The sequence below is a fragment of the Polymorphum gilvum SL003B-26A1 genome (assembly GCF_000192745.1).
GTDB lineage: Bacteria > Pseudomonadota > Alphaproteobacteria > Rhizobiales > Stappiaceae > Polymorphum > Polymorphum gilvum.
On the sequence record NC_015259.1, the window covers coordinates 3,184,140 to 3,209,960 of the forward strand.

At 67.8% G+C, this 25,821-nt stretch carries 26 protein-coding genes; 11 read left to right on the forward strand and 15 right to left on the reverse strand.

Features of this window, described 5'->3' with window-relative positions:
* Positions 1-3: 3 nt before the first annotated feature.
* From SL003B_RS14915 to SL003B_RS14930, 4 genes are all read right to left on the reverse strand, one after another.
* Positions 4-381 carry a Na+/H+ antiporter subunit C gene (locus SL003B_RS14915; RefSeq protein WP_013653695.1) on the reverse strand — a complete coding sequence of 126 codons (378 nt, stop codon included), beginning with the start codon at positions 379-381 and terminating at the stop codon, positions 4-6.
* Positions 381-800, reverse strand: coding sequence for a Na+/H+ antiporter subunit B (locus tag SL003B_RS14920; RefSeq protein ID WP_013653696.1), 420 nt, complete (start codon positions 798-800; stop codon positions 381-383). Before SL003B_RS14920 ends, SL003B_RS14915 begins: the two co-directional genes overlap by 1 nt.
* Positions 800-3,187, reverse strand: a complete 2,388-nt coding sequence (locus tag SL003B_RS14925; protein ID WP_013653697.1) for a putative monovalent cation/H+ antiporter subunit A — start codon at positions 3,185-3,187, stop codon at positions 800-802. Before SL003B_RS14925 ends, SL003B_RS14920 begins: the two co-directional genes overlap by 1 nt.
* 157 nt (positions 3,188-3,344) lie before the next feature.
* Positions 3,345-4,367 (reverse strand): AI-2E family transporter, encoded by a 1,023-nt coding sequence (locus SL003B_RS14930; RefSeq protein ID WP_013653698.1) that lies wholly within the window; start codon positions 4,365-4,367, stop codon positions 3,345-3,347.
* Positions 4,368-4,623: 256 nt separating this feature from the next.
* On the opposite strand from SL003B_RS14930, the gene SL003B_RS14935 reads away from it, so the two are divergent.
* Together SL003B_RS14935 and msrB are read left to right on the forward strand one after the other, a co-directional pair.
* Positions 4,624-5,601, forward strand: coding sequence for a GGDEF domain-containing protein (locus SL003B_RS14935; RefSeq protein ID WP_013653699.1), 978 nt, complete (start codon positions 4,624-4,626; stop codon positions 5,599-5,601).
* A gap of 114 nt (positions 5,602-5,715) precedes the next feature.
* Positions 5,716-6,135: a peptide-methionine (R)-S-oxide reductase MsrB gene (gene msrB / locus SL003B_RS14940; protein WP_013653700.1), complete on the forward strand. Its 420-nt coding sequence runs from the start codon at positions 5,716-5,718 to the stop codon at positions 6,133-6,135.
* Between the two features lie 39 nt (positions 6,136-6,174).
* On the opposite strand, the gene SL003B_RS14945 is transcribed toward msrB, so the two are convergent.
* Positions 6,175-6,648 (reverse strand): winged helix-turn-helix transcriptional regulator, encoded by a 474-nt coding sequence (locus SL003B_RS14945; protein WP_013653701.1) that lies wholly within the window; start codon positions 6,646-6,648, stop codon positions 6,175-6,177.
* A gap of 97 nt (positions 6,649-6,745) precedes the next feature.
* On the opposite strand from SL003B_RS14945, the gene SL003B_RS14950 reads away from it, so the two are divergent.
* Together SL003B_RS14950 and SL003B_RS14955 are read left to right on the forward strand one after the other, a co-directional pair.
* Positions 6,746-7,597: an SDR family oxidoreductase gene (locus SL003B_RS14950; protein ID WP_013653702.1), complete on the forward strand. Its 852-nt coding sequence runs from the start codon at positions 6,746-6,748 to the stop codon at positions 7,595-7,597.
* A gap of 147 nt (positions 7,598-7,744) precedes the next feature.
* Complete coding sequence (locus SL003B_RS14955; protein ID WP_013653703.1) at positions 7,745-8,989, forward strand: MFS transporter; 1,245 nt, start codon at positions 7,745-7,747, stop codon at positions 8,987-8,989.
* Positions 8,990-9,068: 79 nt separating this feature from the next.
* Here SL003B_RS14955 and SL003B_RS14960 read toward each other — a convergent pair whose 3' ends face one another.
* A complete protein-coding gene (locus SL003B_RS14960; protein ID WP_013653704.1) occupies positions 9,069-9,446 on the reverse strand; it encodes a hypothetical protein in 378 nt (125 codons plus the stop codon).
* 126 nt (positions 9,447-9,572) lie between these two features.
* On the opposite strand from SL003B_RS14960, the gene SL003B_RS14965 reads away from it, so the two are divergent.
* Positions 9,573-11,660, forward strand: a complete 2,088-nt coding sequence (locus SL003B_RS14965; RefSeq protein ID WP_013653705.1) for a S9 family peptidase — start codon at positions 9,573-9,575, stop codon at positions 11,658-11,660.
* Positions 11,661-11,757: 97 nt separating this feature from the next.
* Here the strand turns inward: SL003B_RS14965 and SL003B_RS14970 are convergent, their stop codons facing one another.
* Both SL003B_RS14970 and SL003B_RS14975 read right to left on the reverse strand, forming a co-directional pair.
* Positions 11,758-11,958: a YgaP family membrane protein gene (locus tag SL003B_RS14970; RefSeq protein WP_013653706.1), complete on the reverse strand. Its 201-nt coding sequence runs from the start codon at positions 11,956-11,958 to the stop codon at positions 11,758-11,760.
* Positions 11,959-12,083: 125 nt separating this feature from the next.
* Entirely contained in the window at positions 12,084-12,761 is a 678-nt protein-coding gene (locus SL003B_RS14975) for a Crp/Fnr family transcriptional regulator (protein WP_013653707.1), read from the reverse strand.
* Positions 12,762-12,889: 128 nt separating this feature from the next.
* On the opposite strand from SL003B_RS14975, the gene SL003B_RS14980 reads away from it, so the two are divergent.
* Complete coding sequence (locus tag SL003B_RS14980) at positions 12,890-13,243, forward strand: hypothetical protein (protein WP_013653708.1); 354 nt, start codon at positions 12,890-12,892, stop codon at positions 13,241-13,243.
* A 19-nt stretch (positions 13,244-13,262) separates the two neighbouring features.
* Here the strand turns inward: SL003B_RS14980 and SL003B_RS14985 are convergent, their stop codons facing one another.
* The 3 genes from SL003B_RS14985 to SL003B_RS14995 all read right to left on the reverse strand — a co-directional run bounded on the left by SL003B_RS14985 (position 13,263) and on the right by SL003B_RS14995 (position 15,430).
* Positions 13,263-14,177: a cytochrome c gene (locus tag SL003B_RS14985; protein WP_013653709.1), complete on the reverse strand. Its 915-nt coding sequence runs from the start codon at positions 14,175-14,177 to the stop codon at positions 13,263-13,265.
* A gap of 10 nt (positions 14,178-14,187) precedes the next feature.
* Positions 14,188-14,637, reverse strand: a complete 450-nt coding sequence (locus tag SL003B_RS14990; protein WP_013653710.1) for a c-type cytochrome — start codon at positions 14,635-14,637, stop codon at positions 14,188-14,190.
* A gap of 193 nt (positions 14,638-14,830) precedes the next feature.
* Positions 14,831-15,430 carry a superoxide dismutase gene (locus SL003B_RS14995; protein ID WP_013653711.1) on the reverse strand — a complete coding sequence of 200 codons (600 nt, stop codon included), beginning with the start codon at positions 15,428-15,430 and terminating at the stop codon, positions 14,831-14,833.
* A gap of 308 nt (positions 15,431-15,738) precedes the next feature.
* On the opposite strand from SL003B_RS14995, the gene SL003B_RS15000 reads away from it, so the two are divergent.
* Positions 15,739-16,440, forward strand: a complete 702-nt coding sequence (locus SL003B_RS15000) for a thermonuclease family protein (RefSeq protein WP_013653712.1) — start codon at positions 15,739-15,741, stop codon at positions 16,438-16,440.
* Between the two features lie 142 nt (positions 16,441-16,582).
* Positions 16,583-17,755: a YbfB/YjiJ family MFS transporter gene (locus SL003B_RS15005; RefSeq protein WP_013653713.1), complete on the forward strand. Its 1,173-nt coding sequence runs from the start codon at positions 16,583-16,585 to the stop codon at positions 17,753-17,755.
* Positions 17,756-17,764: 9 nt separating this feature from the next.
* Here the strand turns inward: SL003B_RS15005 and SL003B_RS15010 are convergent, their stop codons facing one another.
* The gene (locus tag SL003B_RS15010) at positions 17,765-18,622 is read right to left on the reverse strand and encodes a branched-chain amino acid aminotransferase (protein ID WP_013653714.1); all 858 of its coding nucleotides are present in this window, start codon (positions 18,620-18,622) and stop codon (positions 17,765-17,767) included.
* A gap of 191 nt (positions 18,623-18,813) precedes the next feature.
* Between SL003B_RS15010 and SL003B_RS15015 the strand changes: the two genes are divergently transcribed.
* Both SL003B_RS15015 and SL003B_RS15020 read left to right on the forward strand, forming a co-directional pair.
* Positions 18,814-19,242: a VOC family protein gene (locus tag SL003B_RS15015; protein ID WP_013653715.1), complete on the forward strand. Its 429-nt coding sequence runs from the start codon at positions 18,814-18,816 to the stop codon at positions 19,240-19,242.
* 105 nt (positions 19,243-19,347) lie between these two features.
* Complete coding sequence (locus SL003B_RS15020) at positions 19,348-20,010, forward strand: haloacid dehalogenase type II (RefSeq protein WP_013653716.1); 663 nt, start codon at positions 19,348-19,350, stop codon at positions 20,008-20,010.
* Positions 20,011-20,060: 50 nt separating this feature from the next.
* On the opposite strand, the gene scpA is transcribed toward SL003B_RS15020, so the two are convergent.
* Positions 20,061-22,226: a methylmalonyl-CoA mutase gene (scpA, locus tag SL003B_RS15025; protein WP_013653717.1), complete on the reverse strand. Its 2,166-nt coding sequence runs from the start codon at positions 22,224-22,226 to the stop codon at positions 20,061-20,063.
* Complete coding sequence (locus tag SL003B_RS15030) at positions 22,223-24,214, reverse strand: methylmalonyl-CoA mutase subunit beta (RefSeq protein ID WP_013653718.1); 1,992 nt, start codon at positions 24,212-24,214, stop codon at positions 22,223-22,225. Before SL003B_RS15030 ends, scpA begins: the two co-directional genes overlap by 4 nt.
* A gap of 384 nt (positions 24,215-24,598) precedes the next feature.
* Between SL003B_RS15030 and SL003B_RS15035 the strand changes: the two genes are divergently transcribed.
* Positions 24,599-25,300 carry a LuxR C-terminal-related transcriptional regulator gene (locus SL003B_RS15035; protein WP_013653719.1) on the forward strand — a complete coding sequence of 234 codons (702 nt, stop codon included), beginning with the start codon at positions 24,599-24,601 and terminating at the stop codon, positions 25,298-25,300.
* A gap of 113 nt (positions 25,301-25,413) precedes the next feature.
* Here SL003B_RS15035 and SL003B_RS15040 read toward each other — a convergent pair whose 3' ends face one another.
* The gene (locus SL003B_RS15040) at positions 25,414-25,821 is read right to left on the reverse strand and encodes a DUF4332 domain-containing protein (protein ID WP_013653720.1); all 408 of its coding nucleotides are present in this window, start codon (positions 25,819-25,821) and stop codon (positions 25,414-25,416) included.

The following is a 25,821-nucleotide window of genomic DNA, read 5'->3' on the forward strand; positions in this document are numbered from 1 at the left end:
GGATCAGTACCCTTGAGGTGGTCCGGCTTCGCCTTCCGGCTCGGCGACGCGCATCTCGTTGACGTCGTCCGTGCCCAGTTCCTGGTAGGCGCGGAACGCCAGCACCAGGAGGAACGCGAAGAAGGAGAAGGAAATCACGATTGCGGTCAGCACCAGCGCCTGCGGCAGCGGATTCGCCGTCGTCGTCGCCGGAACGTAGAGATCGTTGGGGATCAGCGGCGGCACTTCGCGTGTCAGCCTGCCGCTGGTGAAGATCAGCATGTTGACCGCGTTGCCGAGGATCGCGATGCCGAGCAACATGCGCACGAGCTGCCTGGACAGCATCAGGTAGACGGCCACGGCGAAGAACAGGCCGATGAGGATCGAGAGGCCGGCTTCCATCAGTCGCTTTCCCTTTCCTCGAGCGCAAGGGCGATTGAGCCGATTGCCCCCACCACGACGAGATACACGCCGATGTCGAACACCAGGGGAGTCGACAGGTCGACCTGAACGCCAAGCACATGCACCTCAAGCCACTGGCTGGTCATGAACGCCTGCCGCATCATCAGCGACGGTAGGCCGGCCAGCGTCGCAATCAGCAGGCCGAAGGCCGACAGGCTCATCGGATGCACCACGATTGCCCGGCGCACCGACGTGACGCCACAGGCGATGCCGTAGATCGCCAGCGCCGAGGCCGCGATAAGGCCGCCGATGAAGCCGCCGCCCGGTTCGTTGTGGCCGCGCAGAAGCACGAAGATCGAGAACAGCACCATCAGCGCGGCGAGATAGGGCGCGATGGTCCGGAAAATGATCGTCCTCATCAGTGGACCTCCGCCGCTTCGCCGACCCTGCGGGCCGATGCAGCGACATCCTTGGCGACGTCGCGGTCAGGCCGGGTACGGATCCGGATCAGCGCCAGCACGCACAGACCGGCCAGCACCACCACCGCAATCTCGCCGAGCGTGTCGAAGCCGCGGAAGTCGACGATGATCACGTTCACGATGTTGCGGCCGTGGGCGATGGTGCGGCTGTAGGCGCTGAAGAACTCCGACAGGCGCGTGTCGAACGGCGCCTGGGTGACCGCCATCAGCGTCAGCGCCAGACCGCCACCGACGCCGATCGCGATCGCGCCGGTGAACAGCCGCGCCGCGGCGTCGCGATGATCGCGCGGGGCCAGGTTGAGCCGGGTCATCACCAGCGCGAGGATCACCACGGACAGCGTTTCGACCATGAATTGGGTGAAGGACAGGTCCGGCGCGCCGAACAGCATGAAGATCATCGCCACCGCGAAGCCCTGGATGCCGAGCGAGACGATCGCGGTCAGGCGGGTACTGGCGACGAGGACCGCGCCAAGGCCAGCGACCGCGATCAGCAGCACCGCCCATTCGTAGAAGTGGAGAGGCGGCAGCGGCGGCAGGGCCGGCCAGCCGTCTGCCAGGTAGCCCGGCACCAGAACCGCCAGTGCGGTGATCAGGAAGGTCAGCGTCATGTAGGTCTGCATCCGGCCGCCCTGCACGATGCGGGTGACGGCGGCCGACAGGCGCACGATCGCCGCAATCGCCTGGTCGAAGCCTTTGTCCGGACCCCAGCCGATGGCCGCGAGCACGGCGGCAACGGTCGCCCGCAGGCGGTCCAGTTGCAGGAACAGCACGATGCCGAGCGCGACCGTGATCGCGGACAGGATCAGCGGTGCGGAGATGTAGCCGGGCAGCAGATGCAGTTCCACCGCCGTCGGCGCGCCGACGAGCGAGGACAGCATCGGGCCGATGAGCAGATCGCCGGTCGCATGGGTCATCAGGGCCGTGGCAAGGCCGGTCAGCGACAGCACCACCGGGCCGGCCCAGAGCAGGATCGGCCCTTCATGGGCATGCTTGGGCGTATGCACCTCGGGGCCAAAGAACGGCTTGACCGCGACGCCCGCGGCGATCACCAGCATCAGCGCATTGCCGACGACCGCGACCACGGTCAGCACCAGAGCGCCCTGCGGCAGGCCCCAGGTGCCGTAATACAGCACCTCCTTGGCGATGAAGCCGATGAAGGGCGGCAGGCCGGACATCGACAGACCCGCAAGCGCGGCCGCTGCGAAGGTGATCGGCATCGCCTTGCGCAAGCCGCCGAGCCTGGTCACGTCGCGGGTGCCGGCTTCGTGGTCGATGGTGCCTGCGACCATGAACAGGGCGCCCTTGAACAGCGAATGTGCCAGCAGGTAGAGCACCGCCCCTTCCAGCGCCTTCTCGTGGCTCGTGCCGGTCAGCATGACCAGGAGGCCGAGCGAGGCGACGGTCGTGTAGGCGAGCATCAGCTTCAGGTCGGTCTGGCGTACCGCCAGGATGGTGCCGACCAGCAGCGTGGCGCCGCCGAACAGCGGCAGCACCGTGGTCCAGGCCTCCGTGCCGCCGAGCACCGGATGCATGCGCATCAGCAGGTAGACGCCCGCCTTGACCATGGTCGCCGAATGCAGGAAGGCCGACACCGGCGTCGGCGCCTCCATGGCGTTGGGAAGCCAGAAGTGGAACGGGAACTGCGCCGACTTGGTGAAGGCGCCGCCGAGCACCAGCAGAAAGATCGGCAGGTAGAGCGCGTGCTCGCGCAGCAGGTCGCCGCTCTTGAGCACCTGCGACATCTCGATTTCGCCGGTCGCCTGGATGATCAGCAGGAAGCCGGCGAGCAGCGCCAGGCCGCCGCCGCCGGTGACGACCAGCGCCTGCAGCGCGGCACGGCGCGAGGCGGCGCGCAGGTGGTCGAAACCGATCAGCAGGAACGAGGTGATCGAGGTCAGTTCCCAGAAGATGAACAGCGTGATCAGGTTGTCGCCGGTCACCAGCCCGAGCATCGCGCCCATGAACAGGAACAGGAACGAGAAGAACCGCCCCTGCTGGGGATGGCCCTTCAGGTAGCCGCCGGCATAGAGGATGATGAAGGTTCCGATGCCCGAGATCAGCAGCGCGAACAGCGTCGACAGCCCGTCGATGTAGAATGACAGGTTGATGCCGTAGGCCGGCGCCCACTCGCGGGCGGCGACGAAGGTCCTGCCTTCGGCCACAGGACCGACGAAGCCTGCGAAGTGGAAGAAGATCCAGGCCGGCACGAGCGCCAGCGCCCATGCGGCGTTGTGCTTGAAGAGCCGCGTCGCATAGGGCGCGATGGCTGCCGCAGCGAAGGGCGCAAGCACGGCGAGGATGGTCGTGTCGATGGCGGCGGGCGTCATACTCACTCTGGCTGCTTGAACAGAACAGGACGGTCTCGGATTAATCCGATTCGCGATGCTAGCGGGAGTTAGTTAAGGCTTTCGTTCAACTTGACTAGAGTTTTTTTCATCGAAATGACCGCATCCGACCGGCCGGCGATGCTTCCGCAACCCACGGTCAGTCCTTGCGAGGATGGGAAACGTCGGCCGCCCCGAGGAACAGGGCGAAGATCCGGGTCGACGGTCCGGCTTCGAGCACGGCCTTGAGCATCATCGTGATCGGCACGGCGAGCAGCATGCCGATCGGGCCCAGAACCCAGCCCCAGACGACCAGAGAGACGATGATCGCCAGCGGCGATAGGCCGAGGTTGTCGCCGAGGACACGCGGCTCGATCCCGTTTGAAACCGCCGTGTTCAGGACGAAATAGCCGATGGCCGCCACCAGCGCCATGCCCGGACCGAACTGGATGAAGGCGAGCAGCACGCCCGGGATCGCGGCCAGGAAGGAACCGACGTTGGGAATGTAGTTGAGCAGGAACGCCAGCAGTCCCATGAACAGCGCGTTCTCGACGCCCATCAGCCAGAGCATCACGACAACGAGCGCACCGGTCAGCAGGCTCATCACCGTCTTTAGCGCCAGGTAGCGGCGCACCTTCTGCAGGTTCCGGCGCAGCGCCAGGCGGCTTTCCTGCGAGACCTCGGGGAGCAGGTCGAGCTTGCGGTTCAACCCGGCGGCCTCGGCGAGCATGAAGGCGGTGAAGATCAGCACCATGAAGGCCTGCGTCAGGAGACCGCTCAGCGTGCGGGCGATCTGGCCGAGCAGGCTCATGGCGGTCTGCCGGTCGGTGAACGGCGCCAGCAGTTCCTCGGGCAGGACAAAACCGTTGTCCTCGATCGACTGCATCAGGTCGGCGATCTGGACGCGCAGCGTCTGTTGGTAGTCGGGCAGCCGGGCTGCGAAGTCCGTGAGGCTCGCCTGCAGCAGGGCGACGATCGCAGCCCCTGCGAGCGCCAGACCGGCAACCGTCACCGTCAGCGCAAGCCAGGTCGGCAGGCCGAAGTCGCGCAGGCGCAGGAACGCCGGCGCCAGCAGGATCGCCAGGAAGGTCGCCAGCAGCAGCGGGACGGTCCAGAACACCGCCGCCCTCAGTCCGGCGATGACGATGACGATGCATGCGGCGACGATCAAGATGCGGAGCATGAACGAGGAACTCGGACGGCTGCGAGGCGGCGCGACGGGTGCGCTGTCATCCTAGGGAAGCTTAGAGGAAAAGGAAATGCGCCTCATCCCCTTCGCAAGGGCAGCATTCATCGTCATTTTTTCCAATATTCAGAAAGCTTGAAACGATTTTTCTACCGCGTTTAAAGGTTTTCGTTGCGTTAGGTTTTTGTTCTCGGCCATCGGCTAGGCTGCGTTATTCGACAGACACCGAACGCCAACAGCGAGCGCAATGCGCATGTTACGTCCGCTCAAGAAAATCGTCGCGTTTCTGCGCGGCTCCCCCTCAACGGAGGACGGGGTCGACTTCAAGCTGCTCGCCGACACGGCCATGGATCTGATCGTCCAGCTCGGACCGGACCGGACCATTCGCTACGTCTCGCCGTCGGTCACCGACCTCCTGGGCTGGCACCCGGAGGAGATCACGCAAGAGTGGGCGCCGTTCATCCACCCGGACGACCTGCCGATCCTCAACGCCTCGTCCCTGCGTCTTGCGAGCGGGGAACTCGACTGCTACCGGGCAGAATTCCGTGTCTATGCCAAGGACGGCTCGCTGCGCTGGATGGAGGGCTTCTCCCGCCGCATTCCCGGCGAGACAACCGCCGCGCGCGGCATCGTCGTCACCATGCGCGACATCACGGACCGCAAAGAACTCGAGGAGCGGCTTGCCTTGATGGCGCAGACCGATGGCCTCACCGGCCTCGCCAACCGGCGCGCCTTCGATGCCGCTCTGGAGCGCGAGTGGCAGCGGACGCTGCGCGAGAAGTCGCAGATCTCCCTGCTCCTTATCGATCTCGACCATTTCAAGGGCATCAACGACATGTATGGCCATCAGGTCGGCGACGACTGCCTGCGCGCCGTTGCCGCCGTGGTCGGGGCGACCGCCCGTCGCCCTAGCGATCTCGCCGCGCGCTACGGCGGCGAGGAACTCACGCTCATTCTGCCCGGCACGGACAAGGACGCCGCGGCGGCCATCGCGGAGGCGCTGCGCCGCGACGTCGAGGCCCTGCGCCTGCCCAACGAGGCCAATCCGGCCGGCAACGGCGTGCTGACCGTCAGCATCGGCGCCGCCACCGCCTTCGCCCGCATCGGCGGCAGCATCGCCATGCCCGAGGGGCTGGTGATGGCCGCCGACAACGCGCTCTACCGGGCCAAGGAAGACGGCCGCAATCGCGTCGTGACCAGCGTTCTGCTTGCTCCCGGCGACCGGCTCTGACCGGTCGTCGCCGTTGCCCACCGCGGGCCAGGCACCACGGCGCCGCGCGCGCCTCTTGCCGGCCGTCGATCGCCGTCCTATGTCGGACGCAGGAGCAGCGAGGGGAGAGCCGGCGTGAGCAAGCCGTCAGCGAAAGTCGTGAAGTCGGACGCCGAATGGCGTGCCGACCTCACGCCAGAACAGTTCTATGTCACCCGTCGCCAGGGCACCGAACGGCCGTTTTCCGGACCCTATTGGGACACCTTCCGAAAGGGCCGCTACGACTGCGTGTGCTGTGGCGCGGCGCTGTTCCTGTCCGACACCAAGTTCGACGCCGGTTGCGGCTGGCCGAGCTTCTTTGCGGCTGCATCGCCCGAGGCGATCGTCGAACTCGACGATTTCTCCCACGGCATGGTGCGCACCGAGATCCGCTGCGCTGCCTGCGACGCCCACCTCGGCCACGTGTTCCCCGATGGCCCGCCGCCGACCGGTCTGCGCTACTGCCTGAACGGCACGGCCATGCGCTTCACCCCCGAGGAGCCGGACGCCGGCTGAGACAGGCCCGGCAGGCGTGCGGGCATCCCCTGCCCGCCGCTAGTCCGCCACCTTGTGCCGGCGGCGCTCGCGCTCGGCCAGGATCCGCCCGACGTTGAGTTCGATCCAGTCGGCGAAGATCCGCACGCTGTGCGCGGCCTCCTGACCCAATGGCGTCAGAGCGTAGTCCACATGCGGCGGCACCACCGGATAAGAGGTGCGGTCCACGAATCCGTCCGCCTCCAGCACCTGCAGCGTCTGGGCCAGCATCTTCTCGCTGACCCCGCCGACCCTACGCCGCAGCGCCGAGAAGCGGTGCGGTCCCTCCAGCAGCGCGATCAGCACCAGCACGCCCCAGCGGCTGGTTAGGTGCTTCAGGATGTCGCGCGAGGGGCAGTCGACGCTGAACAGTTCGCCGCGCCGCACGAGATCCGACAGGGCGAGGGCAAAGCCGCCTTCGCTCTCGTCCGAACGCCCGTCGCCGGTTTTCCTGCCCCCCCTGCCTCCATCGCCCGCCTCGTTGCGATCGCGCACCGCCGCCTCCAAAACTAACCTTTTTGTATGTACTAACAAAAAGTAAGAACATGATCCATATCGGTCCGATCATCCCCTTCAAGACGAAGGAGCCCTCATGATCGCAGTCACCGGAGCCAATGGCCAGCTCGGCCGCCTCGTCCTCAAGCACCTCGCCGGGCGGCTCCCCGGCATGGTCCGCGCGCTCGTGCGCACCCCAGCCAGGGCGGCGGACCTTGCCTCGGACGCCGTCGAGATCGCCGAAGCCGATTACGACCGGCCGCGGACGCTCGTCCCGGCCCTGGCCGGCGTCGAGCGCCTGCTGCTCGTCTCCGGCTCCGAGATCGGCCGCCGCGTGCCCCAGCACGCGGCCGTGATCACGGCCGCGAAGACCGCCGGCGTCCGCTTCATCGCCTACACCAGTCTGCTCAACGCGCCGACCTCGACGCTGGCCCTCGCCAGGGAGCATGTCGAGACCGAGGCCCTGCTCGCCGGCTCGGGTATCGCCCACGCCCTGCTGCGCAACGGCTGGTACATCGAGAACTACGACGCGACGATCGCTTCCGCCCTCACCCATGGCGCGGTGGTGGGGGCGAGCGGCGACGGGCGGATCTCAACGGCCGGCCGCGACGACTATGCGGTGGCCGCCGCCACGGTCCTTGCCGGCGACGACCTGTCGACCCGCGCGCTGGAGCTCGCCGGCGACACCGCCTTCAGCCTCGCCGATCTCGCGGCCGAACTGTCGCGCCGGACCGGGCGGATGATCCCGTTCACCAACCTCGCCGAGGCGGACTATGCCGCACTGCTGGTCTCGTCCGGCCTGCCGAAGCCCTTTGCCGAGATCCTCGCCGATTCCGACCGCGGTGCTGCCCGCGGCGACCTCTTCAGCGACAGCACCACGCTGTCGACGCTGATCGGCCGGCCGACGAAGACCCTGGCCGACCACATCGCCGGCACCCTGTCGCGCTGAGCGGACCCGGACGGCGGCGCCGGCCGCCGCCGCCTCCCATTCATCATGATGACCCGGTGCATGGTGCGCCGCGTCGTGATTTTTTCTGGTGCGTCCAGGACATGCGATGCTACGCAGGAGCATTGTCCCCGTCCCGCGAGACCGCCGTTGCCGACCTCTCTGTCCGTCACCGACGCCCATGCCCCGGATGGGCCCTATTCGTGGTTCCGCCTCGCCGTCTCCATCCTGCTGTCGACGCTCGGCGGCGTTGGCATGTGGAGCGTGGTCGTGGTGCTGCCTGCGGTCCAGGCCGACTACGGCGTCGACCGCTCCGACGCCTCGATCCCCTACACGCTGACCATGATCGGCTTCGCCGCGGGCAACCTGCTGATCGGCCGCTGGGTTGACCGCTTCGGCATCGTGCTGCCGGTGATCGGCTCGGCGCTGGCGCTCGGCGCCGGCTTTTCCCTTGCCGCCCTGTCGGTCGACATCTGGACCTTCGCGCTGGCCCAGGGCGTGCTGATCGGCATCGGCACGGCGGCCACCTTCGGCCCGCTGCTCGCCGATGTCTCGCACTGGTTCGTGCGCCGGCGCGGCATCGCTGTTGCCGCCGCAGCCAGCGGCAACTACCTCGCCGGTGCGCTATGGCCGAGCGTCATTAAGTGGGGCCTCGAGGTGTCCGACTGGCGCGGCACGTATTTTCTCATCGCCACCATCTGCGTCCTCGCCATGGTGCCTCTGGCGCTGCTCCTGCGCACCCGCGCCGTGCCGGAAAGCGATGCCGCACTCGCCGCACGCGGCGGCTATGCCCGGCCGGCCGCGGCCGAAACCGGCCTGTCGCCGAAGGTCTTGCAGAGTCTGCTGGTGCTCGCCGGCCTCGGCTGCTGCGTGGCCATGTCGATGCCGCAGGTCCATATCGTCGCCTATTGCGCCGACCTCGGTTATGGCGTCGCGCGCGGCGCCGACATGCTGGCGCTGATGGTCGGCGGCGGCATCGTCAGCCGCCTCGTCTCCGGCGTGCTCGCCGACCGCATCGGCGGCGTGCGCACCCTGCTGATCGGTTCGGTGCTGCAATGCGCGGCGCTGTTCCTCTACATCCCCTTCGACGGACTGACCTCGCTCTATATCGTGTCGCTGATCTTCGGCCTGTCGCAGGGCGGCATCGTGCCGAGCTACGCAGTCATCGTGCGCGAGTACCTGCCGGCCAGGGAAGCCGGCCAGCGCATCGGCCTGGTCATCATGGCGACCATCGTCGGCATGGCCCTCGGCGGCTGGATGTCGGGCTGGATCTACGATCTCACCGGCTCCTACCAGGCCGCGTTCCTGAACGGCATCGCCTGGAACCTGATGAACATCGCCGTCATGGTGTTCCTGCTGCTGCGAAGCGGTCGCCGGTCCCCGGCGGTGGCGTGAGCCCCCTCTCCCGGCCAAGGTCGGAGTAGGACAAGCCGGATCGAACCGCGCTCCGGATCGAACCACACCCTTGACACCCTCACGCCCGGTCGCTCACCAGCAGCAACACGATCGACACCGCGAACAACCCCAGTGCCAGGCGCACCGACCAGTAGGCCTTGTCGAGCAGTTGGTCGCGCATGGCCGTGACGATCAGCATGCGGGCGACCGGCCTGGCCGGCCGTTCCTGCTCGGCCAGCATGATCCATACCTCCGTGTCCTCGACCCGGCGGCGGCGATGGTAGGTCAGGCCGTAGACGGTCATGGCGGCGGAGACGGCCAGGGCGCCCGAAGCGCCGAAGAAGAAGCTGGCCGCAAGGTCGGACGCGGTCCCCATCATCACCATGAGGATCGCCAGGCCCGAGAATCCCCAGGCGCGAAGAACGGACAGGCGAGCGAGTTGCGTGATCCGCTCCATGGCATCACCCGGTTCAGGCTTCAGTAGAAAATCTTCGCTGGATTGCCCCGGCCCTGTCAATTCGGATACGCAGTCGGCCCGTCCCCTCCCCTTGCCTTCGCGCGGCAGAACGCCTACCTCGGCGACATGACCAAGACCGTCCTTCCCCCCCGCGCCGTGCGGCGCCCCGTCACCCACGAGATCCACGGCGTCACCCGCACCGACGACTACGCCTGGCTGCGGGCCGACAACTGGCAGGAGGTGATGCGCGACGGCCGTGCCGCGCTCGCCGACGACATCGAGGCCTATCTCGACGCCGAGAACGCCTATCTCGACCATGTCATGGCACCGACCGCCGCGCTGCAGGAGCGACTGTTTACCGAGATGAAGGGGCGCATCAAGGAGGACGACAGTTCCGTTCCCTCGCCTGACGGGCCCTATGCCTACGGCCTGCGCTACGTCGCCGGCGGCCAGCACCCGAAGCTGACGCGCACGCCGCGCGACGGCGGCGCGGAGGAAATCCTCGTCGACGGCGACCAAGAGGCCGAGGGCAAGGCCTATTTCCGCCTCGGTGGCGCCGAGCACTCGCCCGACCACAAGCGGCTTGCCTGGGCCTTCGACGACAAGGGCTCCGAATTCTATGCCCTGCTGATCCGCGACCTGGAGACGGGCAAGGACCTCGACCATCGGATCGAGGACACCGCCGGCGGCGGGGTCTTCTCCGCTGACGGGCGCTACCTGTTCTACGTCCGCCTCGATGCCAGCCACCGGCCGTCGAAACTGTTCCGCCACGAGGTCGGCACCGATCCGGCCGGCGACGTGCTGGTGTTCGAGGAGCGCGACCCGGGCTTCTTCATGGGCGTCGGCAAGACCCAGTCCGGCAGCCACATCGTCATCGACATCCATGACCACGAGACGTCCGAGGTCTGGACCATCCCGGCCGGCGATCCGCTCGCCGAGCCGGCACTCATCGCCGCGCGCGAAACCGCGCAGCAGTATTCGGTCGAGGAGAACGGCGGCACCTTCTATATCCTGACCAACGCCGGCGACGCCGAGGACTTCAAGATCGTCACCGCGCCGGTAGAAAGCCCCGGCCGCGGGCACTGGCACGACCTTGTCCCGCATGTGCCCGGGCGGCTGATCCTGTCGCACACGCTCTACAAGGATTTCATGATCCGCCTGGAGCGCGAGGACGGGCTGCCGCGCATCGTCATCCGTCGCCTGGTGGACAACATCGAGCACGCCATCGCCTTCGACGAGGAGGCCTATTCGCTCGGCCTGTCCGACGGCTACGAGTTCGACACAAGCACCATCCGCTTCACCTATTCGTCCATGACCACGCCCTCGCGCGTCTACGACTACGACGTGGAAACCCGCAAGCGCATGCTGCGCAAGGAGCAGGAGGTGCCGTCCGGCCACGACCCGGCCGCCTATGTCACCCGCCGCCTGCAGGCGCCGGCGCGCGACGGTGAGACCGTGCCGGTCTCGATCCTCTATCGCAGGGACACGCCGCTGGACGGTTCGGCGCCGTGCCTGCTCTACGGCTACGGCTCCTACGGCATCGCCATTCCGGCGGCCTTCTCGACCAATGCGCTGTCGCTGGTCGACCGCGGCTTCGTTTATGCCATTGCCCATATCCGCGGCGGCAAGGAGAAGGGCTACCGCTGGTACAAGGACGGCCGACGCGAGAAGAAGGTGAACACCTTCACCGATTTCATCGCCGCCGCCGAGCATCTGGTTGCCGAGGGCTTCACGCGCCACGACCGCATCGTCGCCCACGGCGGTTCGGCCGGCGGCATGCTGGTCGGCGCGGTCGCCAACATGGCGCCGGACAGGTTCGCCGGCATCATCGGCGAGGTGCCGTTCGTCGACGTGCTCAACACCATGCTCGACGACACCCTGCCACTGACGCCGCCGGAATGGCCCGAATGGGGCAATCCGGGCGCCAGCCCTGCGGCGTTCAGGACCATCGCGTCCTATTCGCCCTACGACAACGTCGCGCCCCAGGCCTATCCCGCCATTCTCGCCGTCGGCGGCCTGACCGATCCCCGTGTGACCTACTGGGAGCCGGCCAAGTGGGTGGCGAAGCTGCGCGCCACCAAGACCTGCGACAACCCTCTGCTGCTCAAGACCAACATGGACGCCGGTCACGGCGGCGCCTCCGGCCGCTTCGACCGCCTGAAGGAAGTCGCCCTCGTCCAGGCCTTCGCGCTGATGGTGACGGGACGGACATGACAGGCACGGGAAGCGTCTTTGCTCAAAACGCGACGGGAGCGGCGGCCAAGAGGCGAGCCGCTCCGTGACGCCGCCTGCCCTGGCCGGACGGAACCGGTCAGGCCGACTTGCAGGTCTTGATGCCGAGGATCGTGTAGGCCGGGCACCAGCCGATCGCGGCGGTGACGATCGGCACGACGCCGATCCAGCCGACCCATTTCCAGGCAATGTCCGAGGATCCAAACAGCGCGAACAGAACCAGGGCGATGCCCACGACGAGCCGCAGGATGCGGTCGAGCGAGCCCATGTTGGTGGTCATGGCGTAATTCCTTTCCGACGTCCGCCCCGGCGCTGCGTAGCCGAAGGCCTGAGAACATTTGGAAAAATACCATCCTCCTCCACTCACGTCTGTGACCAAGTCACGATCCTGGACTGTCCTGTCGGTCATCGGCCCGCCGCTTCCGCGCGACACGCCAGCAGATCCGGACGCAACAGCCGGATACGGCCGCGCTCGCGCTCGACCAGTCCCTCACCGGTCATCCGGCCGAGCTGGCGGGCGACCACCTCGCGCGCCGAGCCGAGTTCCGCCGCGATCTCCGCCTGGGTCGCCACCACCACGCCGCCGGCATCCGCCCGCGCCAGCAGGAACTTGGCCAGGCGCGCCTCCAGCGGGTGGAACACCGTGTCTTCGAGCGTCGCCAGGATGTCGGTGATGCGGTGGCCGAAGCCGCGAAAGACCAGGCGGCGGAAGCCTGTGGAGGACTCGATCAGGCTCAGCACGGTTGGCGCCGGGATGAGCAGCGCGCGCGTGTCGGTCTCGGCGATGCCTGTCGCCGCATAGACCTCCTCGCCGAACAGGCAGGCGGTCGTCAGCACGCAGCTCTCGCCCGGTCCGACCCGGTAGAGCAGGATCTCGCGACCGGTGTCGGCGGTCAGGAACACCCGTACCGAGCCCTCCTCGACCAGGATCCAGCCGGCGCAGGCCTCGCCGGGGGAAAACACGGTCGTCCCCGCCGCGAGGGCGACCTGGCGCATCGTCCGCGCCAGCCCGTCTCTCTGCTGTTGCGGAAGCTCCGCCAGCCCGAGCCGCTCGAAGACATCCGCGTCCGACGATCCGGCCATTCATGCTCCCCTGCCCGGCCGCGCACGAGCCGGTATGCCGCGCGCCACAAACGGCTTATATCAAAGCCAGGGACCGGCCAACGTGCTAGATGGTCCCGGTCGCCGCAAGATGGACGAGGAGTTGTCGGATGAAGTCCCGCATGGTCGCCTGCATCGCAGCCGCGCTGATCGCCGTTTCCGTGCCGCTGGAAAGCGCGCGGGCCGGCCTGCTCTATGATCTGCTGTTCGCGCCGACCTACGACCCGGACTATGTCCCGGAGGTCTACGGCACGCCCTACGATTGTCGGCCCTATCGCGCCAGCGGGCAGACCGCCGGGGTCTGGCGCGGCCTGATCGGCGGCCAGAGCAGAACCGGCAGCGGAACCCTGCGCCAGATCTCCCAGGAGGCCTGTTTCGCCAGCCGCCAGGACTGCGAGGCCTATCTGGTCATGATGCGCCGCTACATCGATATGGTGTTCACGCACGAATGCCGGCCGCTGTGACGCGGCCGGCCTGCCGCTGTCAGCGGGCGGCCGCCATCGCCGGTACGGCCTTCAGATAGGCCGCGATCGCCTGGCGGTCCTCGTCCGGCAGGCGGGCCATGTTCTCCTGCACCGCCACCATCTCGCCGCCGACCGAATCGTAGTCGGGTGTGAAGCCGCTCTCCAGATAGTAGGCGATGTCGGCCGCGCTCCAGCCGCCGATGCCGCCCGGCCCGCCGGTGATGTTGGGCACGAAGCCCTCGCCGGTCGCCGCAGGCGCGCCGGCCAGCCAGCGCGCCGTGTCCGTCCCGCCGATCAGGTTGCGCGGGCTGTGGCATTCGCCGCAATGGCCCGGCCCCTCGACCAGATACTGCCCGCGCCGCTCCAGCTCCGAGGCCCCGGCAAGCGCCACCACGGGCTCAGGGTCGAGATGGAGCCGCTTCCACAGCCCGAGGCCGCGCCGGACGGTGAAGGGGAACGACAGCTCGTGATCCGGCGCGACGCCGGCCACCGCGGGCAGGGTCTTCATGAAGACGAACAGGTCGGCCACGTCCCCGGCCGTCATGCGGGCGTAGGAGGTGTAGGGAAACGCCGGGTAATAGTGTTCGCCGGCAGGCGAAGTGCCGGTCAGCATGGCGTTGGCGAAATCCGCGACCGACCACGCCCCGATGCCGTCGGCCGGATGTGGGGAGACGTTGGGGGCCACGAAGGTTCCGAACGGCGACGCCAGCCGCAGGCCGCCGCCGAGCAGCAGTTTGTCGTCGCCCTTGGCGCCTGGAGCGGCATGACAGGACGCACAGCCGCCGGCCCAGAAGATGCGCTCGCCGGCAGCCGCGTCGCCTTCGGGCAGTGCGGCCAGCACCTCGGCCGGCAGCGGCCGGGGTGCCGTTACGATCCTCACGCCCCACACCGCGACGAGGACCGCGGCAAGGATGAGGGCGAGCAGCGCGCGCACGGCCTCGCTCCTAGCGCTGGACGCGATAGGTTTCGTGGCAGGTCTTGCAGCTCGCCATCACGGGGCCCATCGCAGCCTTGAAGGCGTCGAGGTCCGCGGGACCGTCCTTGCCGGCGGCTGCCGCCGCCGCCCCGGTGACTTCGGCGAACTTGGCAAGCGTTGCCTCGAACCCGGCCATGTCCTCCCAGATCTTCGGCGCCGCGGTGGTGTCGCCGTCGAGGTCCGACCCTTCGGGGAAGAAGGCACCGAACGACAGAGCCGCGGCATTCATGGTCGCGATCGCCGCCTTGCCGACCGCTGGCGAATAGGCGAGTTCGCCCTTCATCATCGCACCCGACACTGCGGCCGCCGCGCCGACCGACTGCATGGTCGCCTTGCGCACCGCAACCGGGTCGCCGGCAGCCAGAACAGCGGGCGCCGACAGCGCGAGCACCGCGCCGGCAAAAATGGTCTTTCGCATCGTCCTCTCCCTTGCCTCATAGATAGGGGACCCGACCGGGTCCTTTCCCATTCACGTCCATTCGGCACACAAGGTGAAGTCACGGAGGCGTGAACGCGGCTGCGGCAGGTTGACGCCCCTGGACGCCGGCAACGAAAAAGCCCCGGCGCGGTGGCCGGGGCTTGGCTATTCCAGACGATCGCAGGCCGGTGCGTCACGCGGCCGCTTCGTACATCTCCAGGACGTAGTCCCAGTTGACCAGGTTGTCGACGAAGGCTTCCAGGTACTTCGGCCGCAGGTTGCGGTAGTCGATGTAGTAGGAGTGCTCCCACACGTCGACGCCGAGCAGCGGCGCGGCGCCATGGACCAGCGGGTTCTCGCCGTTCGGGGTCTTCATGATCGCCAGCTTGCCGTCCTTGAGCGCCAGCCAGGCCCAACCGGAGCCGAACTGCGTGATGCCGGCGTTGATGAAGTCGGCGCGGAACTTGTCGTAGCCGCCGAGATCGCTGTCGATCTTCGAGGCGAGCGCGCCCGGAAGCTTGGTGCCGCCGCCGTTCGGCTTCATCCACTTCCAGAAATGGATGTGGTTGTAGTGCTGACCGGCATTGTTGAAGAGACCCGGGTTCTTGCCGAAGCTCTCCTTGACCACCTCCTCGACCGACTTGCCCTCCAGGCCACTGTCCTTCAGCAGGTTATTGCCGTTGCTGACATAGGCCAAGTGATGCTTGTCGTGGTGATACTCCAGCGTTTCCGCCGACATGTAAGGGCCGAGCGCGTCATAGGCGTAGGGCAGGTCCGGCAATTGAAAAGACATCGTGCGTCCTCCTGTGGGTCGATTGACCGGCGGCAGATCCGTATAAATACGGCCGGCGTCGAGCCGCAAGATAAGAGCCTTCGCAGCCGGCGGCAATGTCCCGGCCGCCGGAAATAAAAAAATATTTTTCTTTCCAATCTGGGAACGATATCGGACGTATTGCGTTGCGGTCGCGGCTCGAAACGGCCGCGGGCCGCGCGACGCGAACGCCGTCACGGCACGTTCGGTTCTGCGTCCATCCACGGAAAACCGGCTGTACACGGCCTGCCGGACTTTTGCCTCGCCTGCAGGAGCGTCAAACTTCCTTCATGTTGCTGATTCTTGGACGGTTTGAAGCGCGCCGCCAGCTGCTCCGGCGGGTCGTCGCGGCCCTTGCCTGCGCCACTTGCGTCATCCTCGTGCCGCTTGCCGGCGCCCCGGCCGACGGCCGGCTGCGCGTGATCGACGGCGACACGCTGGTCCTCGACGGCGAGCGGCTGCGTCTGGAAGGCATCGATGCCCCGGAACTGGGCCAAACCTGCCTCGACGCTTCCGGCCGGTCCTGGCCGTGCGGCGCGGCGGCGGCCCGTCACCTGCGCGAACTGGCCGCAGCCGGTCCCGTCTCCTGCACGGGAACGGAGCGCGACGCCTACGGCCGGCTGCTCGCCACCTGCCGTGCCGGCGAACGCACCCTCAACCGCGCCATGGTCGTCGACGGCTATGCCTTCGCCTTCACCCGCTATTCCCACTCCTACGAGGCCGACGAGGCGACCGCCCGGCGCGCGCGGGCCGGCTTGTGGGCGGGCACGGCCGAGCGGCCCTGGGACTACCGCAGCCGCAAGTGGGCGGGCGCGCAGCAGACGGCTCCCGGCGACTGCCGGATCAAGGGCAACATTTCCGAACGCGGGCGGATCTACCACATGCCGTGGTCGTCGTCCTACGCCCGGACGCGGATCGACCCGGCGCGGGGCGAACGCTGGTTCTGCAGCGAGGCGGAGGCGCTCGCCGCCGGCTGGCGGCCGCCCTCCTGACGCCGGTCCGGGGCGCGCTCGCGTTTCGCGGCAACTCATTGCTGCGTCGAAGCTCGCCCTTGCTGGCGCCGGGATCGGCAGGATAGGCTTTTCCTGCCCTGCTCGATCCCCTCTGTCGCCCCGCCATCGAGGACTCCGCCGCGTGCCGGATACTGCCGCCTCCCGCCCCGTTCCAACCGCCCTTGGCGGCCTGCTCGCGCTGGCCGCGGCGATGGGCATCGGGCGCTTCGTCTACACGCCCATCCTGCCCTACATGGCTGAAGGCGTGCCGCTCGACCCGGCCGCCGCCGGGCTGATCGCGTCGGCGAACTTCTTCGGCTATCTGGTCGGCGCGCTGGCCGCCTCCGTCGGCACCCTGCCCGGCGGCAGGCGGCGCTGGCTGCTCGGCGCCCTGCTGCTAAGCGCCGCCACCACGGCCGGAATGGGCGCGGCCGGAGGCATGTCTGCGTTCCTGCTGCTGCGCTTCCTCGGCGGCGTCGCCAGTGCCTTCGTGCTCGTGTTTTCCTCGGCAATCGTCCTCGACCGCGTCGCAGCCGCCGGCCGGCCTGGCCTTTCGGCGCTGCATTTTTCCGGCGTCGGCGGCGGCATCGCGCTCACCGCCGTGCTCGTCGCCGCGCTTGCCGCAGCCGGCGTCGACTGGCGCGGGCAATGGTATGCCAGCGGTGCGGCGACGCTGGCCTGCCTGCTCGCCGCCACCCTCCTCGTGCCCGCCACGCCCGACACTGCTGCCGGATCCGGTGCCGACGGACACCGGTCGAAGGCACCGCTGTCGGCGCCGCTGCTGCGCCTGATCGTCGCCTACGGCCTCTACGGCTTCGGCTACGTGATCACCGCGACCTTCATTTCGGTCATCGTGCGCACCAGTTCGGACCTGCGCCCGGTCGAGCCCTATGTCTGGCTCGCCGTCGGCCTGTCCGCCGCACCCTCGATACTCGCCTGGAACCGCGTCGCTGCACGCATCGGGGCGGCACAGGCCTTCGCGTTCGCCTGCGTCCTTGAGGCGCTCGGCGTCGGCCTCAGCGTGATCGAGGCCGGCATCGCCAACATACTGCTCGCCGCGGTCCTGCTTGGCGGCACCTTCGTCGGCATCGCCGCGCTCGGCCTGGTGGAGGCGCGCCGCCAGGCCACCGGCGACCCGCGCCGCGTGTTGGCCGTCATGACCGCCAGCTTCGGCCTTGGCCAGATGGTCGGCCCCTGGCTTGCCGGGCTCGGCGCCGAGCTGACCGGCAGCTTCGTGCTTCCCTCGCTCGCCGCGGCCGTGGCGCTCCTGGTCGCGTCAGCTCTGGTGCTGGTGCCCGCGCGAACCGCGCCCTGACGCCGCGCCTCAGGCGTGGGCGAAGTCCCAGTAGAGTTCGCGCGCCCTGGCGGCGACCGGACCGGGCTGCAGGTCGCGGCTCTCGATCCGCTTCACCGGCACCACCTTGGAGTAGTTGCCGGTGGAGAAGATCTCGTCGGCCTCGAGAAACTCGCGATAGGCCAGTGTGCGTTCGTGGACCGCGTATCCGGCCTTGCGCAGCAGCGCGATGACGCGCTGGCGCGTGATGCCGTTCAGGAACGTGCCGTTCGGCACCGGCGTGTGCACCTCCCCGTCCCGGACCATGAAGATGTTGGCGCTGGTCAGCTCGGCGACATTGCCGAGCATGTCGAGCACGACGGCGTTGTCGAAGCCACGCGCCTTCGCTTCGCCCATAGCCCGGGCGTTGTTGGGATAGAGGCAGCCGGCCTTGGCATTCACCGGCATGGTCTCAAGCGTCGGCCGGCGGAACGGCGACAGGGTCACCGACATGGCCGCATCCTTCGGCGCCATCGCCGCCTCGAACAGGCACAGGCAGAACCGGGTCGAGTCCGGATCGCCGAGAATCACCCCAGGCCCATCGCCCTCCGCCCAGTACATCGGCTTGATGTAGACGGCCGTTCCCGGCGCGAACCGGGCGACTCCCTCCTGCGTTAATTCGATCATCGCGCCGACGTTCATGGTCGGCTTGAGGCCAAGCGCCACGGCCGAATCGTTGACGCGCCGACAATGCAGGTCGAGGTCGGGCATCACGCCCTCGAAGAAGCGCGCGCCGTCGAACACCGAGGACCCGAGCCAGGCGGCGTGTGTGCGCGGCCCCATCAGCGGCGGATTGCCCGCGTGCCACGTACCGTCGACATAGGTCCAGGTCTCGCTCCAGCCGCTCATGGCCGTCTCCCTCGTCTTGAATTGTCAGTCCGGCAAAAAACGCCCTTCGATCATCCGGGTCAACACCGGTGGGCCGACCGCGACAAAATCGCCGTCATTTGTTCCGTCACCCCTTGATGTTCCCGCTTCGTTCGCACAAACTTCACCATAGCGGGAATTTTCCTGCCTCTCTTGCGGAAAGGAACCGTCCCGTGGACCAGAGGATCAGCCTCGTCACCCTCGCCGTCGACGACCTCGATGCCGTCCGCCGGTTCTTCGAGGACGGCCTCGGCTGGATCGCATCGCGCCAGAGCCAGGACGGCGTCGTCTTCTTTCAGACCGGCGGCAGCGTGCTGGCGCTCTACCCGCGCAGGAGCCTCGAAACGGACATCGGCCGCGCGATTCCGTCCGGCCCGGGCGGCGCCGTCTCGCTCGCCTGGAACGGACGCAGCGAGGCGGAGGTTGACGCGGCCTATGCGCAGGCGCTTGCCGCCGGCGCCGAGCCGGTGACGGCGCCTGAAAAGGTCTTCTGGGGCGGCTATTGCGCCTATGTCGCCATCCCCGGCGGCCACCTGCTCGAGATCAGCTTCAACCCGTTCTGGCCGCTCGGCGCCGACGGTGCCCTGACGCTGCCGGACTGACTCGCCGCCACGACCTTTGTGCAACGCACAATACGCTTGACGGACGCCGCGCCACGCGGTCTTCTATCGCCGCCTAAATAATCGGCAGTTGGTGGGGGCAGTCCAATGGCGCACACGGCCTATGTATTCGACGCTTACGGTACGCTGTTCGACGTGCACGCCGCCGTGCGCAAGCATGCCGAAAAGCTTGGTCCGGATCCGCAGGCGTTTTCCTTCGTCTGGCGCCAGAAGCAACTCGAGTATTCCTGGGTGCGGGCGCTGATGCATCGGTATCTGGATTTCTGGGTCCTGACCGAGCAGGCGCTTGACACCGCCTTCGCCCTGTTTCCGGCCGCCGACCGGTCGCTGCGCGCCGATCTGCTCAACGCCTACTGGACGCTCGACTGCTACCCGGAGGTGCCGCAGGTGCTGACGACGCTCAAGCACAACGGCGCCAAGCTGGCGATCCTGTCCAACGGCACGCCGCAGATGCTCGAGGCAGCCGCCAAGGCGGCCGGCATCACCGACCTGCTCGACGAGATCTTCTCCGTCGATGCGCTGCGCACCTACAAGACCGACGAGCGCGTCTACGAACTGGTCACGACCCACTTCCGTGTCTATCCTGAGACGATCTCGTTCCAGTCGTCCAACCGCTGGGATATCGCCGGCGCGACCGCCTTCGGCTTCCGCACAGTGTGGATGAACCGCGCCGGCCTGCCGGACGAATACCCCGACCTCGCTCCGGTCGCCGTGCTCGGCGACCTCACCGGCCTTCCTGCTTTGGGATAGCCCGGGGGACAGCCGGTCGACCGGTTTCTGCTGCCCGCCGGGACGCGCGCCTATTCCGCCGCCTGCTTCGGCTCGTAGCCGAGCGCGCGGTTGAGCTTGTGGATCAGATCTGCGGCGGCGTCCGCGATCACTGTCCCGGGCGGGAAGATCGCTGTCGCGCCGGACTTGTGCAGCGCGTCATAGTCCTGCGGCGGCACGACGCCGCCGACGACGATCATGATGTCGCCTCGGCCCTCATCCTCCAGCGCCCTCTTCAGCGCCGGCACCAGGGTCAGGTGACCGGCGGCTAGCGACGACACGCCGACGACGTGGACGTCGTTCTCGACCGCCTGGCGCGCGGCCTCCTCGGGCGTCGCGAACAGCGGCCCGATGTCAACGTCGAAGCCGAGGTCGGCAAAGGCCGAGGCGATCACCTTCTGGCCGCGGTCGTGGCCGTCCTGCCCCATCTTGGCGACCAGGATGCGCGGCCGGCGGCCGTCGTTCTCCTCGAAGGCCTCGACCAGTTCCTGAACCTTCGCGACCGAGTCCGACATGGCTCCGGCCTCCCGCTTGTAGACGCCGGAGATCGCCTTGATCTCCGCCTTGTGCCGTCCGAACACCTTCTCCATCGCCAGGCTGATCTCGCCCACCGTCGCCTTGGCGCGGGCCGCCTTGACGGAGAGGTCGAGCAAGTTGCCCTCGCCGCTCGCCGCGCAGGCGGTCAGCGCGTCAAGCGCGGCCTGGGTCGCCGCCTCGTCGCGGTCGGCGCGCAGGCGCTGCAGCTTTGCCAGCTGCTGGGCGCGTACCTCGGCATTGTCGACCTTGAGGACCTCGATCGCCTCCTCGGCGGTCGGCTTGTACTTGTTGACGCCAACCACGGTCTGCACGCCGCTGTCGATGCGCGCCTGGGTCTTGGCTGCCGCCTCCTCGATCCTCAGCTTCGGGATGCCCTTCTCGATCGCCTTGGCCATGCCGCCGAGGTCCTCGACCTCGCGGATGTGCGCGAGCGCCCGTTCGGCGAGGTCGGCGGTCAACTTCTCGACGTAGAACGAACCGCCCCACAGGTCGATGGTCTCGCAGGTGCGGCTTTCCTGCTGCAGGAACAGCTGGGTGTTGCGGGCGATGCGGGCGGAGAAGTCGGTCGGCAGGGCGAGCGCCTCGTCGAGCGCGTTGGTATGCAGCGACTGGGTGTGGCCCTGGGTCGCGGCCATCGCCTCAACGCAGGTACGCACGACGTTGTTGAAGACGTCCTGCGCGGTCAGCGACCAGCCCGAGGTCTGCGAATGGGTGCGCAGGCTGAGCGACTTGTCGCTCTTGGGCGCGAAGTTCTCCTGCATCAGCTTGGCCCAGATCAGGCGGGCGGCACGCAGCTTGGCGACTTCCATGAAGAAGTTCATGCCGATCGCCCAGAAGAACGACAGGCGCGGCGCGAACTGATCGATGTCGAGCCCGGCGGCGACGCCGGCGCGGGCATATTCGATGCCGTCGGCGATGGTGTAGGCCAATTCCAGGTCCGCCGTCGCGCCGGCCTCCTGCATGTGGTAGCCGGAGATCGAGATCGAGTTGAACTTCGGCATGTGCCGGGAGGTGTAGCCGAAGATGTCCGAAATGATCCGCATCGAGGGGGCGGGCGGATAGATGTAGGTGTTGCGGACCATGAACTCCTTGAGGATGTCGTTCTGGATGGTCCCCGACAGGGCCTCCTGTGCCACCCCCTGCTCTTCCGCCGCGACGATGTAGAGCGCCAGCACGGGCAGCACCGCGCCGTTCATGGTCATCGACACGCTCATCCTGTCGAGCGGTATGCCGGAAAACAGCGTGCGCATGTCGAGGATGCTGTCGATCGCCACGCCGGCCATGCCGACGTCACCGGCCACGCGCGGATGGTCACTGTCGTAGCCGCGGTGCGTGGCCAGGTCGAAAGCGACCGACAGGCCCTTCTGGCCGGCGGCCAGGTTGCGCCGGTAGAAGGCGTTGGAATCCTCCGCCGTCGAGAAGCCCGCGTACTGGCGTACCGTCCAGGGCTGCTGCACGTACATGGTCGGATAGGGCCCGCGCAGGAACGGCGGCAGGCCCGGCCAGGTGTCGAGATGCCTGAGGCCGGCCACGTCGGCGGCGCCGAACACCGGCGCGACCTCGATCCCCTCGGGCGTCATCCAAGGCGTTGCGCCACCGGCGTCCGCCCGTGCCAGCGTGTCCGTCAGGGGGATCTCGGAGAAATCGGGGATGCGGCTCATGTCCGGGTCTCCGCGCTCGATGCGTCGTCCGCTCCGGCCGCGATGCCGAGCCGACGGTGGGCGTTGCGAAGGATGTCGAGGGCGTCGCACCCCTCGAACACGAAGGTCTCGATTCCGGCTGCCCTGAACGCCTCCTCCTGGTCGCCGGGACGCCCGGCGAGGTACAGGAAGCGGGCTCCGGCGCGCGACAATGCGCGTGCCGCTTCGCCGGCCTGCTCCGCATAGATCCGGTCGGAGGAGGCCAGGCAGACGAGCGTGGCGCCCGATGAGGAGAAGGCGGCGACCAGTGCGTCGAGATCGGCGGCCGGCTCGCCGCCGACCGCCCTCAGGCCGCCGGCCTCGAAGAAGTTCTTCGCCCAGGTCGCCCGGGCGGTGAATTGCGCGAGCGGGCCGAGCGCGGCCAGGAACACGACAGGCGCCTCCGGCAGCGCGGCGACGGCCTCCCGCAGGGCCTCATAGGGCTCGGCCAGCCGCGCCGGAGCGGGGATGTCGGCGGTCATCGGATCGATCGGCGGCCGCGACACCATGATGTCGGTGATGGACGCCCCGCCCGCCAGCGCCGCCTCGATCGCGGTCAACAGCTGCCCGTCGCCGGGCTGGGGCAGCGGCACATGCGCGGAGCCTGACGACAGCCCTTCCGCAGGCGCGGCGAGGGTCCGCACCGCGGCTTCGCCGAGATTGGGGAAGGCGCTGACGCCGGTGATCGGCTGGCGCCGGGTGGCGATGCGCCTGTCACGCTCCGCCGCAGCGGCGCGCAGATGCGGCTGCACGCGCCCCCTCCGCAAGGCCTCGACGATGCCGCCGGCCGCCTCGACCTCGCGGAACAGCGTCCAGGCCGCCTCGGCGAGATCGTCCGTGCGTGCCTCGATCGCGCCCGATCCGGCCGACGGGTCGGCGACCCTGTGCAGGTTGCTTTCCTCGATCAGGATCGCCTGGGTGTTGCGGGCCACGCGCCGGGCGAAGGCGTCGGGCAGGCCGTTGGCGAAGGTGAAGGGCAACACGCTGACGCTGTCGGCGCCGCCGACACCGGCGGCGAAGCAGGCTACGGTCGTGCGCAGCATGTTCACATAGGGGTCGGTGCGCGTCATCATCCGCCAGGACGTCTCGACGTGCAGGTGGGTCGGGTTCTGCGGCAGCCCGCTCGCCGCCAGCACGGAGGCCCACAGCCGGCGCATGGCGCGCACCTTGGCGATCGAGCCGGTCTGGTCGGCGTCGGCGACGAGCGTGAAGCTGATCAGCCGCGCCGGATCGTCGGCGGCGACACCCTCCGCGTCCAGGTCGCGCAGGTACTGCAGGCCGGTCGCAAGGACATAGGCCAGTTCCTGCGCATGGGTGGCGCCGCGGTCGTGCCAGATGCGGCCGTCGGCGCAGAGCAGGCGGCAGGAGAGCCCGTGGCCGCGCGCATAGGCCTCCAGATCCGCGATCCGCCGGCGCAGCATGGGCACCGAATTGCGCAGGATGCCGGTGTGCACCAGCTTGCTGACGTAGTCGCTGCAGGAAATGACGGACAGCTTCGAGAGGTCGAGACCCGTCTGCCTGGCGTGGAGGATCAGCAGCGCCAGGGCCGAGGAGCTTTCATAGCCGCCGTCGACGCGCACCGTCACGAGGTCCAGCAGCACGCCCTCGAACAGGCGCGCGAAGCTGGCGAGGTCCTGGCCGGCGAAGCCGTGGCCATGAGCATTGGCGGAGGAGGTCAGCACCAGGTCGAAGCCGTCCGCCCCCCCCTCCAGGTCCGCCAGCAGCAGTTCGTTGGCCACGACCGGATCCGGATGGTCGATCCGCTGGAGGATCTGCCACGGACGGCCCGCCTCCCGGCCGCGCTGGGGCGCGGCATCAGCGCGGCGCGGATAGAGCGGCTCGACCCGCAGCCCGTCCTCGGTGCGCCCGACCAGGGTGTCGAACGGCGCGCCCTTGAGCGCCCTTTTGACCGCGTCGTGCCAAGCCGCTTCGCCGGACGCCAGGAATGTCTCGGGAATGTCCAATGTCATGCAGTCCTCCGGATGGATCCTATATCCCACCCGTCATGGTGCGGCGCAAGCTAGGCAAAAGAGGGAAGCGTCGTCCGACTCCCGCGCCGCGCGTCCCTCTCCACACGGCACTCGACATGCCGAACCGGCGATATGATCAAAAATTGGCGCATTTTGACAATAACTCTGCGTTTATACGATTGGTAATTTTATACCTTCTGCGCTAAATGAAATTGCCGCTACGGTAGAAGAAATCGCCAGCCGTGGCACACAATAAATGCAGGATCGCCTCCCATCGCAAACACGGCGCGCCTGACATTGGCCTCGAACGGCAAAGCGGACCAAGAGCCTTCGGGCCACAATAACCAACAAGCAGCTTCCGGCTGCGGATTACGGATGTGCACTATGATGGATGAAGTTGATCTCAGCACGCAGTTGCGTATTGTTTCCGAATCGACCACCGCCCAGAAAATCCTCGATATCCTCGAAGCCAACCTTGCCCGGATCGGGGCGACCCATATCCTGATCACCGGCCTGCCGATGCCGAACCGGCCGATCGACAGCCTGGTTCACCGCTACCGCTGGCCGGACACGCGCAACGGCAGCACCGAAAGCCCCGTCCTGCACGCCAGCGACAGCGCGCTGATGCTCGGCCTGGCCTCCAACCGCGCCACTGTGTGGACCGTCACCGCCGGCGACATGGACCATTCCCGGCTGCTCGCCGCCGTCGGCGAAGGCAGCCAGATCCTGATCGTTCCGGTGACCGAACTGCACCCGCTGCAGGCCTTCGTCTTTTGCGCCGGCCCGAAGCTGAAGACCGGCAAGTACGAACTGGCCGCCCTCGAACTCCTCACCGACGCCGCCTTCACCCGGCTGCAGGACATCGGCGCCCTGTCCAGCCAGCGCCCCGGTGCGCTGTCGTCGCGCGAACGCAAGGTCCTCGAACTGACCGCCTTCGGCAAGACGGCGAGCGAAATCGCCGAGCTGCTCGACATTTCGCAGCGGACCGTCCACGCCCACCTGCAGAACGCCAGCGTCAAGCTGAACGCCTCCAACAAGACCCACACGGTCGTCGAGGCCCTGCGCTACGGCCAGATCCGCGTCTGAACGCTCCTTCCGCGGCAGCACGAATCACCATGCGAAAAAAGGGGCGGACCGTCTCACGGTCCGCCCCTTTTCGCGTTGCCTGCTGCGGCCGGAAGCGCGCTCAGAAGCTGCGCTCAGTAGGTCATCATCGGCGGCAGCGACTTGGCCTCTTCGACCCACTTGGCGACCATCGACTCGCTCGGCACCTGACGCACCAGCTTCTTTTCCTCGTTCACTTCCTTCATCTTGGCGGCGAGGTTCTCCGGCTTGCGGTGCTTGAGTTCCTTCACGGTATCGACGCCGGCGGCCTCGAGCAGCTCCGAATATTCCTCCGCGACGCCCTTGATGCGCATCAGGTCGGCCATGTTCGCCCACTTGAGGACGCGGCTGGCGTCGATGCCTGTTTCCTCGGCGAGATCCTTGCGCCCCTTCGGGTCCTTTGCCCGCTCGAGCAGGTCGCCCGTGGTCTTGATGCCGACCGCGTTCAGCTTCTCTGCATAGACCGGACCGATGCCTTCGATATCTATCACCGGATAAGACAT